11 protein-coding genes are annotated in these 13,568 nt (G+C 68.9%); 4 read left to right on the forward strand and 7 right to left on the reverse strand.

The window, feature by feature from the left end; genetic code table 11:
- Positions 1-108: 108 nt before the first annotated feature.
- A complete protein-coding gene (locus ACGFWI_RS20940) occupies positions 109-1,068 on the reverse strand; it encodes a D-2-hydroxyacid dehydrogenase family protein (RefSeq protein ID WP_393907470.1) in 960 nt (319 codons plus the stop codon).
- A 422-nt stretch (positions 1,069-1,490) separates the two neighbouring features.
- Between ACGFWI_RS20940 and ACGFWI_RS20945 the strand changes: the two genes are divergently transcribed.
- Positions 1,491-2,612: an ADP-ribosylglycohydrolase family protein gene (locus ACGFWI_RS20945; protein ID WP_393907471.1), complete on the forward strand. Its 1,122-nt coding sequence runs from the start codon at positions 1,491-1,493 to the stop codon at positions 2,610-2,612.
- A 236-nt stretch (positions 2,613-2,848) separates the two neighbouring features.
- Here ACGFWI_RS20945 and ACGFWI_RS20950 read toward each other — a convergent pair whose 3' ends face one another.
- From ACGFWI_RS20950 to ACGFWI_RS20965, 4 genes are all read right to left on the reverse strand, one after another.
- Positions 2,849-4,429: a sodium:solute symporter family protein gene (locus ACGFWI_RS20950; protein WP_393907472.1), complete on the reverse strand. Its 1,581-nt coding sequence runs from the start codon at positions 4,427-4,429 to the stop codon at positions 2,849-2,851.
- A 548-nt stretch (positions 4,430-4,977) separates the two neighbouring features.
- Positions 4,978-5,763, reverse strand: a complete 786-nt coding sequence (locus tag ACGFWI_RS20955) for an SDR family oxidoreductase (protein ID WP_393907473.1) — start codon at positions 5,761-5,763, stop codon at positions 4,978-4,980.
- Positions 5,764-5,876: 113 nt separating this feature from the next.
- On the reverse strand, positions 5,877-6,629 hold the full coding sequence (locus ACGFWI_RS20960; protein WP_393907474.1) for a DUF2690 domain-containing protein: 753 nt from the start codon (positions 6,627-6,629) through the stop codon (positions 5,877-5,879).
- 131 nt (positions 6,630-6,760) lie between these two features.
- Positions 6,761-7,984: a PLP-dependent aminotransferase family protein gene (locus ACGFWI_RS20965; protein WP_393907475.1), complete on the reverse strand. Its 1,224-nt coding sequence runs from the start codon at positions 7,982-7,984 to the stop codon at positions 6,761-6,763.
- 243 nt (positions 7,985-8,227) lie between these two features.
- Between ACGFWI_RS20965 and ACGFWI_RS20970 the strand changes: the two genes are divergently transcribed.
- The 3 genes from ACGFWI_RS20970 to ACGFWI_RS20980 all read left to right on the forward strand — a co-directional run bounded on the left by ACGFWI_RS20970 (position 8,228) and on the right by ACGFWI_RS20980 (position 11,967).
- Positions 8,228-8,599, forward strand: coding sequence for a hypothetical protein (locus ACGFWI_RS20970; protein ID WP_393907476.1), 372 nt, complete (start codon positions 8,228-8,230; stop codon positions 8,597-8,599).
- Between the two features lie 256 nt (positions 8,600-8,855).
- Positions 8,856-11,051 carry a tetratricopeptide repeat protein gene (locus tag ACGFWI_RS20975; RefSeq protein WP_393907564.1) on the forward strand — a complete coding sequence of 732 codons (2,196 nt, stop codon included), beginning with the start codon at positions 8,856-8,858 and terminating at the stop codon, positions 11,049-11,051.
- A gap of 76 nt (positions 11,052-11,127) precedes the next feature.
- Positions 11,128-11,967 carry a hypothetical protein gene (locus tag ACGFWI_RS20980; protein ID WP_393907477.1) on the forward strand — a complete coding sequence of 280 codons (840 nt, stop codon included), beginning with the start codon at positions 11,128-11,130 and terminating at the stop codon, positions 11,965-11,967.
- 133 nt (positions 11,968-12,100) lie between these two features.
- Here ACGFWI_RS20980 and ACGFWI_RS20985 read toward each other — a convergent pair whose 3' ends face one another.
- Both ACGFWI_RS20985 and ACGFWI_RS20990 read right to left on the reverse strand, forming a co-directional pair.
- Positions 12,101-12,310 (reverse strand): DUF397 domain-containing protein, encoded by a 210-nt coding sequence (locus tag ACGFWI_RS20985; protein WP_393907478.1) that lies wholly within the window; start codon positions 12,308-12,310, stop codon positions 12,101-12,103.
- Between the two features lie 168 nt (positions 12,311-12,478).
- Entirely contained in the window at positions 12,479-13,342 is an 864-nt protein-coding gene (locus tag ACGFWI_RS20990) for a helix-turn-helix domain-containing protein (RefSeq protein WP_393907479.1), read from the reverse strand.
- Between the last annotated feature and the right edge of the window lie 226 nt (positions 13,343-13,568).

The raw sequence follows: 13,568 nt of genomic DNA on the forward strand, positions 1-13,568 counted from the left end.
TGTCGGATCTGACGTCGGGGGAGGCCGGGGACTCTTCGCACCCGGCCTGTCGGGGAGGCTGCCGGCCGCCGGGGAAGAGGGGGCCGCCGCCCGACTGACCGGCCCTCTTCAGCCCAGTTGGCGTATCGGGCTGCCTGCCAGGAAGGCGGTGATGTCCTCGACAGCCTGTTGGAAGTAGCCCTCGTAGTTGCGGCGGGTGACATAGCCGAGGTGGGGCAGGGCGAGCACGTTCGGGAGGGTGCGCAGGGGGTGGTCGGCAGGCAGCGGCTCATGGTCGAAGACGTCCAGGCCGGCGCCTGCGATCCAGTTCTCCCGCAGCGCCCGGAGCAGCGCGGGCTGGTCGACGATGGCGGCGCGGGAGGTGTTGACGAGGTAGCCGGTGGGCCGCATCCGGCGGAGCTCATCGGCGCCGAGCAGGCCGCGGGTGCGGTCGCCGAGGACGAGGTGTACGGAGACGAAGTCGCTGGTTTCCAGGAGCTCGTCCTTGGTGGCGGCGGCATGCACGCCCGCCTCTGCGGCGCGTTCGGCGGTGAGGTTCTGGCTCCAGGCCGTCACGTTCATGCCGAAGGCCTGGCCGATCCGGGCGACCCGGGTGCCGATCTTGCCCAGGCCGAGCAGCCCGAGCGTACGGCCGTGCAGGTCGGTGCCGAGGGTGCTCTGCCAGGGGCCGCCGTCGCGTATCGCGGTGCTCTCGGTGACCACATTGCGGGCGAGGCCCAAGATCAGCGCCCAGGTCAGTTCGACGGGCGGCTCGGTGTTGCTGGCCGTACCGCAGACGGTGACGCCGTGCTGGGCGGCGGCTTCCAGGTCGATGGCGGCATTGCGCATTCCGGAGGTGATCAGCAGCCGGAGGCGGGGCAGCCGGGCGAGGAGCGAGGCGGGGAACGGGGTGCGTTCGCGCATCGCGACAACGATCTCGCAGTCGCCGATCGCCGAGACCACCTCGTCCTCGGAGCGGAAGGGCTGCCGCAGCGTACGGACGTCGACGGCACCCGCCAAAGCGGACCAGTCGGCCATGGAGAGGGCGACGTCCTGGTAGTCGTCGAGTACGGCACAGCGCGGAGTCATGCGGATTCTCCCGAGAGGTGTGACGGATGACCGGGTGGTGCTCAGGTTGGACGGTGCTCAGGGCGGACGATGCTCAGGCCGGACGGTACGGCCCTGTACCGAGCGCCCAGTATTGAGCCGCCCTGCGCTGAGCTGCCCCGGACTGAGCTGCCGCGCAGCGAACCGCCCGAACCGCCCCGCCCGAATCGCCCCGCACCGAGCCGGCCAAGCCGTACCGATGAAGCCGTACCGATGGAGCCGATTCGACCAAGGTCGTATCGGCCGAGCTCATACCCATCGGGACCGTACCGGTCAAAAGCCGCCTTATGAGTGAGTGGTCGCATTACTCTCCTGGGCAAAAATTGATCAATCCTGAACGATTACAGTGCTGCCCCAGGGGCCTCTGCTAGGTCCCGGAACGTTGTGAGCTTCAGGAGGGCGCAGTGAGCGCAGCTGGAGGCGGCGCCGCCATCTGGGGCCGCGCGGAGCAGCAGGACTTCCGCAGCCGGGTACGCGGATGTCTGCTCGGCGGTGCCATCGGCGATGCACTCGGCGCCGGTATCGAATTCGACTCGCTCGACGCGATCCGCTCGGCGCACGGCCAGGAGGGTGTGAGCGATTTTGTGCCCGCCTTCGGGCGGCGCGGCGCGGTCACCGACGACACCCAGATGACCCTGTTCACCATGGACGGGCTGATCCGGGCCCAGGTGCGCCGCGACACCGGGGCCTGGCATCCGCCCACCGACGTCCACCGCGCCTATCTGCGCTGGGCCGCCACCCAGAGCGACTGGGGCCCGGACGAGCGCAAGAAGGACGACGGCTGGCTCGCCCGCGAGGAGTGGCTGTACTCCCGCCGGGCGCCCGGCCGGGCCTGCTTGAGCGGCCTCGCGGACGAGGCGATGGGCACGCTGGAGGCTCCCAAGAACCCGGACTCGAAGGGCTGCGGCGCGGTGATGCGCTCGGCGCCGTTCGGGCTGCTGGTCGGCTGGGAACCGCAACTGGTCTTCCAGCTCGCCGCAGAGTGCGCGGCACAGACGCACGGCCACCCCACCGGCTATCTGGCGGCCGGCGCCTTCGCGGTCATCAGCCACTCGCTGGCCCGTGGCGAGGACCTCGACGGCGCCGTACAGAAGGCGCTGGCGCATCTGGCCACCCGCCCCGGCCACGAGGAGACCACCGACGCCCTCAAACGCGCGCTCGGCGCCGTACGGCAGGGCATGCCGACGCCCGCCCGGGTGGAGTCGCTGGGCGAGGGCTGGACGGCCGAGGAGGCGCTGTCGATCGGCGTGTACTGCGCGCTGGTCGCCGAGGACATCCGCCATGGCCTGCTGCTCGCCGTCAACCACAGCGGGGACAGCGATTCCACCGGCGCCATCTGCGGCAACCTGCTGGGCACCCTGCACGGCGAGACGGCGCTGCCACCGGTGTGGCTGGTCGAGCTGGAGGGCCGGGAGACGATCCTGCAGCTGGCCGACGACTTCTCGATGGAGATGACGCAGGGACCGGCGCTGCACGGCCCGGCCGGTTCGTCGCCAGGGTGGCTGGCCCGGTACCCACGGGCCTGACCGACCGTTTCCGGCGTCGGACCGTCACGGGCCCGGCGGCCGATGTGCCGATGGGCCCCGTCTCCACCGCGTCCTGCGTAGTGGTGCCACCTGGACGCATCCCCAAAAGCGGCCCGCGACGCATCCCCCAAGCGCCCCTGACGCGTCCCCACGGCATCCCCGGCGCCCACCGGCCGACGGCATCCCCGCCCCAACCGCCGACACACCCTGCGCCCCGCCCCAACCGCCGACAAGCCCTACGCCCCGTCTCCCGCCCCGTCGCCCGATCCGGTCCTCGTCCCGGCCCTCGACCCGTCCCCCTGCCCGGGAATCGACACCGAAGCAGCCCCCGCCGAACCCCCGTCGTCCGAGTTGATCCGCGCCAGCACCGCATCCCGCTCCGGCGTGTCCTCCGGCCGTACGAAGCCGAGGAGGAGAAAGAGGACGAGCGAGGTGGCGACCGGCGAGACGATCTGGATCTGCAACTGGACATCGCTCAGGCCGTAGTTGGTCAGCCAGAAGGCGATTAGACCGGCCGCCCACGAGCCCAGTGCCGCCGTGGGACCGGACTTGCGGAAGAACCGCAGCATCCCGAGCAGGAACGGGATGGAGATCGGCCCGACCAGCCCGGCCACCCACTTGATGACGACGGTGATGATGTCCTTGAACGTGGGGGAGTTGACCTGCGTGGCGATCGCCATCGACAGCCCCAGGAAGGCGACCGTCGACAGCCGGGCCGCCAGCAGCCCGGCCCGGTGCGACCAGTCGCGCGCCTTCGCCGAGAGTGCCGGCGCGATGTCCCGGGTGAACACCGAGGCGATGGCGTTGGCGTCCGAGGAGCACATGGCCATCGTGTGGGAGAAGAAGCCGACGATGACCAGGCCCAACAGTCCGTGCGGCAGCAGCCGTTCGGTGAGCAGCGCGTACGAGTCGGAGGCGTCCGGCTTCTGCGCCTTGATCAGCAGCGGTGCGACCCACATCGGGAAGAAGAGGACCGCGGGCCAGATGAACCACAGCGCCGCCGACAGCCGCGCCGAGCGCTTGGCCTCCCGGGCGCTGCGGGTGGCCATGAAGCGCTGGGCCTGGTTCCACATGCCGCCGCTGTACTCGAAGGTCTTGATGAAGAGGTAGGCGAGCAGGAAGGTCAGGGTGTACGGGCCGACGGTCGGCTGGGTGTGGTTGTCCGGCAGCTTGTCCCATACGGTCCACAGCGAGCTGAAGCCGCCCAGCCGGCCCATGACGATGACCAGCATCGCGACACCGGCCAGCAGCTGGATGACGAACTGCCCCAGCTCGGTGAGCGCGTCCGCCCACAGCCCGCCGACCGTGCAGTAGACGCCGGTGATCACGCCCGTGATGAGAATGCCCTGATGGAGCGAGAGGCCGGTAAAGACGGACAACAGGGTGGCGATCGCCGCCCACTTGGCGCCCACGTCCACGATCTTCAGCAGGACACCGGACCAGGCCAGTGCCTGCTGTGTCGGCAGGTTGTAGCGGTTCTTGAGGTACTCCAGCGGTGAGGCGACACCCAGCCGTGACCGCAGCCGGTTGAGCCGCCCCGCGAACAGCTGGGCGCCGATGGCGATGCCGATCGCGATGGGGAAGGACCAGGTGACATAGGAGGTGATGCCGTATTGGTAGGCGATGCCGGCGTACCCGGTGAACATCACCGCGCTGTAGCCGGACATGTGGTGGGAGATGCCGGACAGCCACCACGGCATCTTGCCGCCCGCGGTGAAGAAGTCGCTGACGTCATCCACCCGTTTGTGCGACCACACACCGATCGCGATCATCACGCCGAAGTAGCCGATGAGCACGGCCCAGTCGAGACTGTTCATGCCCCCTCCAGGGGTCCGCCTTGTGAACGTGAATCACTTCGCCGTGACGTCCTGTGGGGCGGTGTCCCCTACGGGAGTTGGGGACACCGGGGATTGAACCGCCCAACGAGCGGGCCGGTCAAGAGCATGGACCGGTCATGGATGTGAACGCAGGTCAGCAAAGCGAACGATTTTGCTTTCTCTTGACCTTCGAGGGCGTTGTCCCGGACGCGACGCCGAACCCACGATGAGCGCACACTTCGCCGGGCGCCGTTGGCCCGAACGCACGCACCGACAACAGCACCAACAGCCGTACGGGGCGCGGGATCCCGTACGGCTGCCCTGTCCGAACCGGTCCAGAACCAGGCTCAGTCCGAACCGGCCCAGCCCAGCTCAACCCGAAGCGGCCCAGCTCAACCCGGCCCGACCCGGCGCGAACCGGCCCGGCTCGGCCGGGCAGCCCGGCCCCTGGCTTGCCCTGCCCGTCCTGCCCACCCCACCCGGCCCGCACGCGAGGACAAGCCCGGCCTGCGCCGTCTCGTCCGGGAGAAGGGAGCCCGAGCGGGCTGTTACCGCATCAGCTCCCCCGCGTTGACCAGCAGCGACTGGCCAGTGATGGCGCGCGCCCGGTCGGAGGCCAGAAAGACCGCGCTCTCGGCCACGTCCGCGTCCGTCGCCAGCTCGGGCAGCGCCATCCGCTCCGTGAGCCGGCCCAGCACCTCGGACTCCGGGATGCCTTCACCGTGCGCCTGGAACCGTACGTACGCCTCCACCGGCGGGCCCCACATCCACCCGGGCTGCACGGTGTTGACCCGTATCCGGTCCGGTCCCAGCTCGCGCGCCAGCGAGTACATCGCCGAGACCAGCCCGCCCTTGGACGCCGCGTACGCCGCCTGCTGCACCTGCGACGGGGCGGCGACCGACGACTGGGTGCCGATCATCACCACCGAGCCACCGCCGCGCGCCACCAGGGACGGCAGGCAGGCGCGGGTCATCCGCAGCGTGCCGAAGAGGTTGACGTCCACGACAGCGCGCCAGGAGTCGAAGTCGGCGTCCCGCAGGCCCCCGAAGAGCGTGTCCAGCGCGGCGACATGGATCACCGCGTCGATGCCGCCGAACCGCTCCACGGCCAGTGCGGCCAGTGCGTCGCACTGCGCCTCGTCGCCGATATCAGTCGCCCGCCAGGCCGTCCGCTCGCCCGAAGGGTCGAGCTGTGCCGCTGTCTTGGCGAGATTCGCCTCCGTACGGGCTCCCAGCACCACCGAGGCGCCGTCCCGTACACAGGCCGCCGCGACCTGGTGGCCGAGTCCGGCCCCCACGCCCGAGACGATGACGGTCTTGTTCCGCAGCAGCATGTGTGCCTCCCGGCCGGGCCGCCCAGCTCACTCCTGATGGGCCGTCAGGTTAGGGCTGGGAGCCCGGGAAGGCCAGAGTCGTTCGCCGTGACGCCAGAGATCCAGGGTCCGGATCAGTCCCAGGCCGCATGCTCTGTCGCCTCGAAGCAGTACTTGATCCACTTGCCGATGCGGTGGGGGCTGGTCGACGGCACCGCGCAGAGCCGCACCCGGAAGGCGCTGCCGACGGTCGTCATGGCCGTGTACTTGTCGTGGTTGTAGTCGATCGAGGCACTGCGGGCCGATCCGCCCGCCACCCGGAGCGTCACCATGTCGCCGGGCTCGCCGTTGACGATCCGGCCCCATACGTCGCCGCAGTCCTTGCTGTAACGCAGCTGTATACGGACCGGGTTGCCCACGGTGGGTTCCCAGGTGACGGCGTCATAGGCGCACGCGGTGTCCTTGGGGTTCCTGCCGTCGCAGCCCGCCCCGGGGCAGCCGGGCGGTGGCTCCGCGAAGAGCTTGGGGAGCTGGTCGGCGCCCACAGTGGCGAGCGCCCCGGCGATTGCCGTGACGACGCCTACGACGAGAGCGTGCCGGGCGTGCGCACGCAGCCATGGGCCGACGCCGCGGAGCCGGGCGCGGGCGCGTTGCGGGAGGGAGGGAGATGGGCTCGTCGGGTCACTGTCGGGAGGGGCGAGAGCGGGATCGGTATCGGTATCAGGATCAGGATCCGTATCGGGGCTGAGGCGGCGATCGGGGCGGTACCGGGCAGGGAGTTCGTCGGCGGGTGCGTCCGCGGGTGCGTCCGCAGGGTCATCCGCCGGGCGGCCGCCCGCCGGGCCCTCAGCCGGGCGGTCCACCGGATCGTCCGGGCCACTGGTCATCCGGCCTCCTGGGAGGTTCACTGGAGGTCCACGTGCCGTGGACTTCCAGTTTCCGGCAGGGCGACGGCCACCCGGAAGTGCATTTTCCGCCGCGACGCTCACCGCCCGGCGCAGGCGCTGCCCTCCCGCGCTCACCCGTCCCGGCGCACGCCCTCCAGGGCCTTCTTCAGCCGCGCCAGACCCTCACGGATCTCGTCGGGGGAGTGCGTCACGAACGACAGACGGACGGCAGTCGCATCCGGCGGTCCCGCGAAGAATGGTGCTCCGGGGACGTAGGCGACGTCATGCCGCACCACCTCGGGCAGCAGCGCCGTTGCGTCGTACCCCTCGGGCAGGGTCGCCCACACGAACATGCCGCCGGCCGGCCGGTTCCACCGCGAGCCCTCGGGCAGCGCCGTGGGCAGCCCGTCGACCAGGGCATCCCGGCGCGCACGGTAGGCGTCCCGCACCCGCCGCAGATGCGCGTCGAGGTCGGCGACCGCCAAGTACCGTGCCGCGGCGGCCTGGTCGATGGTCGAGGTGTGCAGATCAGCGGCCTGCTTGGCGATGACACAGGCCCGCCGCAAGGCGGCCGGCGCGCGCAGCGAACCCAGCCGCAGGCCGGGCGCCATCACCTTGGAGAACGAGCCGAGCAGCGCCGTACGGTCCTCGGCCCCGGGGAAGGAAGCGACCCACGGCACCGGCGCGCCCTCGAAGCGCAGTTCGCCGTACGGGTCGTCCTCGGCGATCCACAGCCCCCGCCGGGAGGCGACCTCGGCGACCGCGGCCCGCCGCTCGGCGGACAGGGTGCGGCCGGTCGGATTCTGGAAGGTCGGCACGAGATAGAGCAGCTTGGGCCGCTCGCGCGCGGTGATCTCGTCCAGCGCGGCCGGGTCCAGCCCCTCGTCGTCGGTCGGCACCGGCACCACCCGGGCGCCGGTGAAGGAGAAGATCTGCAGCGCCGCGAGGTAGCAGGGGTCCTCGACCAGCACCACATCCCCCGGCTCCAGCAGGGCCGTGGCCAGCAGCGTCAGACCCTGCTGCGAACCCGTGGTCACCAGCAGGTCATCGGCGTCGGTGGGCAGCCCGCGCGCGGTGGTGCGCGCCGCGACGGCCGCACGCAGCGCCGGATCGCCCTCAGTGGTGGAGTACTGCAGAGCCCGCATCGGGTCCTCGGCCAGCACATGCTGGAAGGCAGCCGCTATGCCCGCCGCGTCGAACAGCTCGGGCGCGGGCAGCCCGCCGGCGAACGAGATGACCTCGGGACGGGCGGTGAGCGCCAGGATCTCGCGCACGGGCGAACTGCCGGTCCGCACCGCACGCGCGGCAAGCCCCGGCACGGCAGCGGCTGCATGGGCAAGGATCGCGTCCGACATGGCGGCTCCCATCGCTCGTGTCTGCGATTAACCGACGTTAGCTGCAGATAGCAGGCAGCTTAAGCGGGCCGGGGAACGGTGTGCAGGGGTGACCGCATGATGGGCTCTCTCATGAGGAAAGCCTCGGGTCGATGTCATACGGTCCGGCTACCGTGACGGTCAGAGGTCGACGACGTCGAAATCGAATGGGGGCGCGGAATGGATCCGTTGGTACTCGCGGCGGGAACTGCCTTGGTGAGCAGCATGGCAACCGATGCCTGGCAGCACGCCCGCGACTCAGCGGTGGCCCTGTGGCGCCGAGTGCATCCGGACCGGGTGCCCGCCATCGAGGCCGAGCTCACCGACGTCCGGTCGGAGGTGATCGCGGCCCGGGAAGAGGGTGATGCGCAGGCGGAAGAGGACCTGGCCGCAGACTGGCAGCGCCGACTGCGCAGGCTCCTCCGGGACGATCCGTCCCTCGCGAATGAACTGCGCCGCGTCCTGGACGAAGAGCTGAGTCCGCTGCTGGCCCCTGCCGAGCAGACCCGTATCGGCCAGGTGCAGATGACCGCGACGGCCTCCGGCCATGCTCGCGTCTATCAAGCGGGTGGTAACCAGACCATCCGGGAAGCGTGAGCGAGGACCGCGGCGGTTTTCCTGCGTCCTGTAGGGCGCACTCATGGAGCGAGGCAGTCAATCGGCGGGGCCGGCAGAGGAGTTCAGCAGAGTGTCGGAGCAGCACCCTCGGGGAAATATCGGGACTCCCGAAGTCGTGGCCCACGGGCACGGGAGGGTATTCCAGGCGGACAGAGATCAGCACATCACTGAGCATCATCACCATTACGGCAGTGATTCGACGGGGCAGGTCTTCCCTCAACAGTCTCCGGCGAGCATGGGAGCAGGCCCGGACTCGATTCGGGTACCCCTGGCTGCGCCGAAGCCGGTCGTCGTACGCAATCGGGACGAGGCGAAGGCGAAACTCCTGTCTGCCGTGACGACTCGGGACGGCGCACGGATCCATGTGCTGCACGGTATGGGCGGATGCGGCAAAACCACCCTTGCGCGATTCGTCTTCGACGAGACGGTCAGCGGCCGTGCCGTGGAGGGCTTCTGGGTGAATGCCGCCAGCCGTTCCGCGCTGCGTGCGGGCATGCTGTCCGTGGCCGCCGAGCGAGGTGCGACCACCGCGGAACTCGACGCGGTCCATCGAGGGCATCGGCCGGCCGCGGACCTGGTCTGGGGCTATCTGGACCGGCCGGGCATGCCATGGATGCTCGTGATGGACAACGCCGATGATCCCGCCTTCCTCGACGGCGGGTGGGTCAGAGCGAGCCGGCACGGGACCGTCCTGCTGACCACACGCCAGGCCCGTTCGTCCGTGTGGGCGGACGCCGAACTCCACCACATCGACCTCCTTCCGCCGCGGGACGCGGCCCTGGTGCTGAGTGACCTTGCGCCCTCCACGGGCAGTGACGAGGACGCACTGGAGCTGGCGCAGGCAGTTGGCCGTCTTCCGCTGGCTCTCACGCTCGTCGGGTCGCAGCTTTCCGATCAGCTGCTGGAGGCGGTGACGATGGCCGACTTCCGCCGTCGGCTCGCTCATGAACCGAGTGCGCAGATCGATAACGGGAGTGTCCCCTGGGACTCCGATATGCGGCGGACCCTTGGCAGCACCTGGCAGCTCTCGCTTGATGCCTTGGCGGAGCGAGGGCTGCCGGATGCCGGCACCCTGATGCGTTTGTTCAGCTGCTTCGCGCCTGATCCGCTTCCCATCAGCCTCATTCGGCCAGGAGAGTTGGAAGCCGCCGGTCTGGGAAGGCTCGAACCGCCGCTTTCCAGCAGCCGAGTTGCCGTGTGTCTGCGGGGACTCATCGGGCAGGCCTTGGTCTTCGTCGAGGACCATCCCGGCCAGGGGGGTGAACCGCCCACTCGTATCGTGCAGCTCCACGCGCTGGTGCTCGACACGGTCTTGGGGGGCATCCCCGCACGCATGCGTGCACCCCTGCTGGTTGCGGCTTCTTCGCTCTTCCTCCGGGCTCTTCCGGAGGAAGTCCCCACGCCCGCTGGAGATCGGATGCGAAACATGATGATCCCGCACGCTGTCCAGTTACTTCGGAACGCGGAGGCGGAAGGCGGCGAACAGGTCATCGCCGCCGCGTTGACGTCGGCCCGACGGCTCCGTGACGACTTGATGGCGCGAGGTGAGGAGCTCAGCGCGCATCCGCTGGCGCAACTTGTGGTCGACGTGGCCCAGCGGACTCTCCCGGCGGAGGACCCGGATTTCCTTGAGGACCGGCATCAGCTCGCCGGAACCCTTGTCTGGGCCGACGATCACGATGCGGCGATCTCCCTGCACCGTGAGGTGCTGACGCTACGCGAGCGCACTTTGGGTGCCGATTCCCCGGACACATTGCGCAGCGCACATGAGCTGTTCTTCGGCCTCTACTTCCTGGGCGACTGGCCGGCTGCCGAGCATACGATCCGCCGGGCCGCGGAAGGGCGGCAGCGGGTCTTGGGTGAGGGCCACCCCGACACCTTGCACAGCCGGGGCCTTCTGGCGGAGGTGCTGTGCCGCATGGGGGACGAGGAGGAGAACGTCCGGATCTCCGAAGAGATCTGTGAGACCAGCGAGAGGGTGCTGGGAGCGGAGCATCCCATCACCATCAGCAGTACCCTCACCAGGGCATTTGTGCTCGACGAAGTGGGCAGGCCGGCGGACGCGGAGGGCCCGGCCCGCCGCGCCCTGGAGGGCTGCAGGCGGGTCCATGGTGAGCAGCACTGGCTCGCCATGGCCAGCGCGAATCGGCTTGCCATGGTCCTTCGGGGCCTTGGCCAATGGGAGGAAGCCCAGCGGCTGGCGGAGGAGGTCCTCGGCGTTCGGCAATCGATGCTCGGGGAAGAGCACCACCACACGCTGCTCGTCCGCATCGAACTCGTGCGTATCGCGCATGTTGCCGGGCGCGCGGAAGAGGCGGTCCGGCGGGGGCGAGTGACGCTGGAGGCCTGCCGGCGGGTGCTCGGTGAAGATCACCAGGAGACGATCGACTGCCTCGCCGCGTTGCGCGCGGCGGAGAATGCCGTGCGGTAGCCGCACCCCTAGCCAGCAATCTGACGGGGCATCAAAATAATGTTCCGTCAGATTCGGCTGCTGTGGGGGTGTTGCAATGAGCGATGTCACGCACGTGGAGACGTATGCCCAGTTGGCCGGCGTGGGTCCCTACGGTGTCAGTCCGGGCCATGCGCTGATCACGATGGTGGAGCCGCACACCGGACATGAGCACGCCTATAACAGGTGGTACGAGGACGATCACTTCATCGCCGGAGCCATGGCCATGCCGTGGATGTACGCAGGCCGCCGATGGGTGGCGACGCGTGACCTCCAGCTGCTCAGGTATCCGACGGAGTCCGCAGTCGCCCGCCCGGTAACCAGCGGGTGTTATATCTCGACATACTGGGTGACGAAGGGGCGCTATAGCGAGCACCTCAAGTGGAGCGTGGGAATCAATCGGCGGCTCAATGAGGACGACCGCGTCTATCGCGACCGCACCCACATCTTTACGGCCTTCCACGAGCATGCCGCCACGGTCTACCGAGACGGCGCCGCCGGCCCCCGCGATTTTCATGCCTTGCATTACCCCTACGACGGTTTGGTCGTGGAGGTTATCGACACCGCCGATGCCCGTCAGCGTTCCGAACTTCTTGAGTGGCTGTGCGGGGAGCACCTCAGGGAAAGGCTGCCCGGATCCCCGGTGGCCATGGTGATGGCCTTTCGTCCCCACCCGCTGCCGGAAGACCGAATGTCATACGTCAAGCAGGTGGAGGGGGTGGAGAGTCGCGTGACGCTCCTATGGTTCCTGGAGCAGGACCCGCGAGCGTGCTGGAGCGAGCATTTCACGGGGCTCGATTCCCTCGTGGCGGCTCGTGGTCTCGGCTCTGTCGAATTGGTGGCGCCCTTCATTCCCACGGTGCCGGGAACGGACCGCTATGTCGATGAGCTCCGTTGAGCGGAGGCTCTGCCCGGGGAGAAGTGGAGGCGCAGACGGTCGAGGACTGGGCAGTGGGCGAGGCTGAGCCCCCTCGGCCAGGACGGCGGACCAGTCGAGAGGGCTCGTGTCGTGACGCGATGCGGTGGTGGCGTCAGGCGCTACCAAGGCGTCCGCGGTCGATATCCGAGAGCAAGGCCGTCCATGCCTGCTCCGAAAAGGAGAGGACCGGTCCGCGAGGCGCCTTGCTGTCGCGCACGGCTACCGCTGACTCGGTCAAGTCGGCGACCTCGACGCAATTTCCGTCCTTACCCGAGTATGTCGACTTCCGCCACTTCAGAGTCGTGTTGAGCTTCCTCGTCATTTTCACTCCCGTGCGTTCGGGTGGGTGAGAAGTGGTGACTTCTCGGAGTGCTGATGACGCTACGCTCCAACATCGCTAACGTGAGGAGCCGATCACTCGACCGGATGACAGATACCGGATTGCTCTTCCATCGAGGTGTGGTGGTGGTGTACTTTCCGCCCCGCGATCTCAGGTGGCGTACTCCTTGGCCACGTCTGAGATGAATTTTCTGGTCTCGTCCGCATTCAGCGCCTGAGCCCGGAGGTGCTCGTACATGATCCCGTACTTGTGGACGTCTCCATGCTTCTCCAAGTAGAGGTCACTGGTGACACCTTCCAAATAGACCGTGGTCGAGTCCGAGGGGTCGTCGAACTCCAGGATGGAGAAGGTCCCGGTCATTCCGGGGTGTGACCCCACCGTGTACGGGACCACCTGGAGGGTGACATGGGGGAGCTGGCTCAACTCGACCAGGTGCTCCAGCTGTTCGCGCATCGTCTGCCGGTCGCCGACGACCCGGCGGGTGGCCGACTCGTCAATCACGGCCCAGAAGCGGAGTGGGGTCTCGGATGCGTGCAGCCGCTGCTGTCGCTTGAGGCGCACGCCGACCCGGCTCTCGACGTCCTCCGGAGTGGCCTCGGGCCACATCCCGCGGATCACGGCCTCCGCGTACTCAGGCGTCTGCAGGAGGCCCGGAACCAGAAGTGACTCGTAATTCCGCACGGAGAGCGCATCCGATTCCAGGCCGATGTAGACGCTGTAGCTCGGTGAGAGGCTCCCGAATGCATGCCACCAGCCTTGCTGGCGGGACTCCTTGGCCATTTGCATGAGGGATTCGACCATGTGTTGGTCGGAAACCTCGTACACCCCGCACAGATCGCGGACATCGCGCTGGCTGATGCTGCGACGGCCGTTCTCCAGTCTGCTGATCTTCGACTGCGAGACGAGCAGCCGGTCCGCCACCTCTTCTGCCGTCATGCCTTTGGCCTCTCGAAGCCTGCGCAGCTCCTGGCCCAATCGGCGTCGCCTGACGGTGGGGTTGACGTTGGACGCCACGCTAAGTGCACCTCCGGCTCCGTACTGCTGTTTTCTGCTCAGCAGACTGCCACCAACGGTCCGCGCCGCGCTGGCAAATGGCCGGACAAGGGGGTCACGTTGGAATTTTGGGGCCGGAATCGCGAAAATGCGCCCGCGCAGGCGCGGGGGGGGGGGGGGGGGGGGGGGGGGGGGGGGGGGCGGGGGGGCGGGGGGCGGCGCCCCCCCGGCCCGCGCGCGGCCCCGG

Origin of the sequence: Streptomyces sp. NPDC048434 (assembly GCF_043200375.1) — a bacterium.
Taxonomy (GTDB): domain Bacteria; phylum Actinomycetota; class Actinomycetes; order Streptomycetales; family Streptomycetaceae; genus Streptomyces.

Excerpts from the sequence above, each read along its gene's own strand:
- ACGFWI_RS20940 (WP_393907470.1), bottom strand. The coding sequence starts at position 1,068 with ATGACTCCGCGCTGTGCCGTACTCGACGACTACCAGGACGTCGCCCTC.
- ACGFWI_RS20950 (WP_393907472.1), bottom strand. The coding sequence starts at position 4,429 with ATGAACAGTCTCGACTGGGCCGTGCTCATCGGCTACTTCGGCGTGATG.
- ACGFWI_RS20955 (WP_393907473.1), bottom strand. The coding sequence starts at position 5,763 with ATGCTGCTGCGGAACAAGACCGTCATCGTCTCGGGCGTGGGGGCCGGA.
- ACGFWI_RS20960 (WP_393907474.1), bottom strand. The coding sequence starts at position 6,629 with ATGACCAGTGGCCCGGACGATCCGGTGGACCGCCCGGCTGAGGGCCCG.
- ACGFWI_RS20965 (WP_393907475.1), bottom strand. The coding sequence starts at position 7,984 with ATGTCGGACGCGATCCTTGCCCATGCAGCCGCTGCCGTGCCGGGGCTT.
- ACGFWI_RS20970 (WP_393907476.1), top strand. The coding sequence starts at position 8,228 with ATGGCAACCGATGCCTGGCAGCACGCCCGCGACTCAGCGGTGGCCCTG.
- ACGFWI_RS20975 (WP_393907564.1), top strand. The coding sequence starts at position 8,856 with ATGGGAGCAGGCCCGGACTCGATTCGGGTACCCCTGGCTGCGCCGAAG.
- ACGFWI_RS20980 (WP_393907477.1), top strand. The coding sequence starts at position 11,128 with ATGAGCGATGTCACGCACGTGGAGACGTATGCCCAGTTGGCCGGCGTG.
- ACGFWI_RS20985 (WP_393907478.1), bottom strand. The coding sequence starts at position 12,310 with ATGACGAGGAAGCTCAACACGACTCTGAAGTGGCGGAAGTCGACATAC.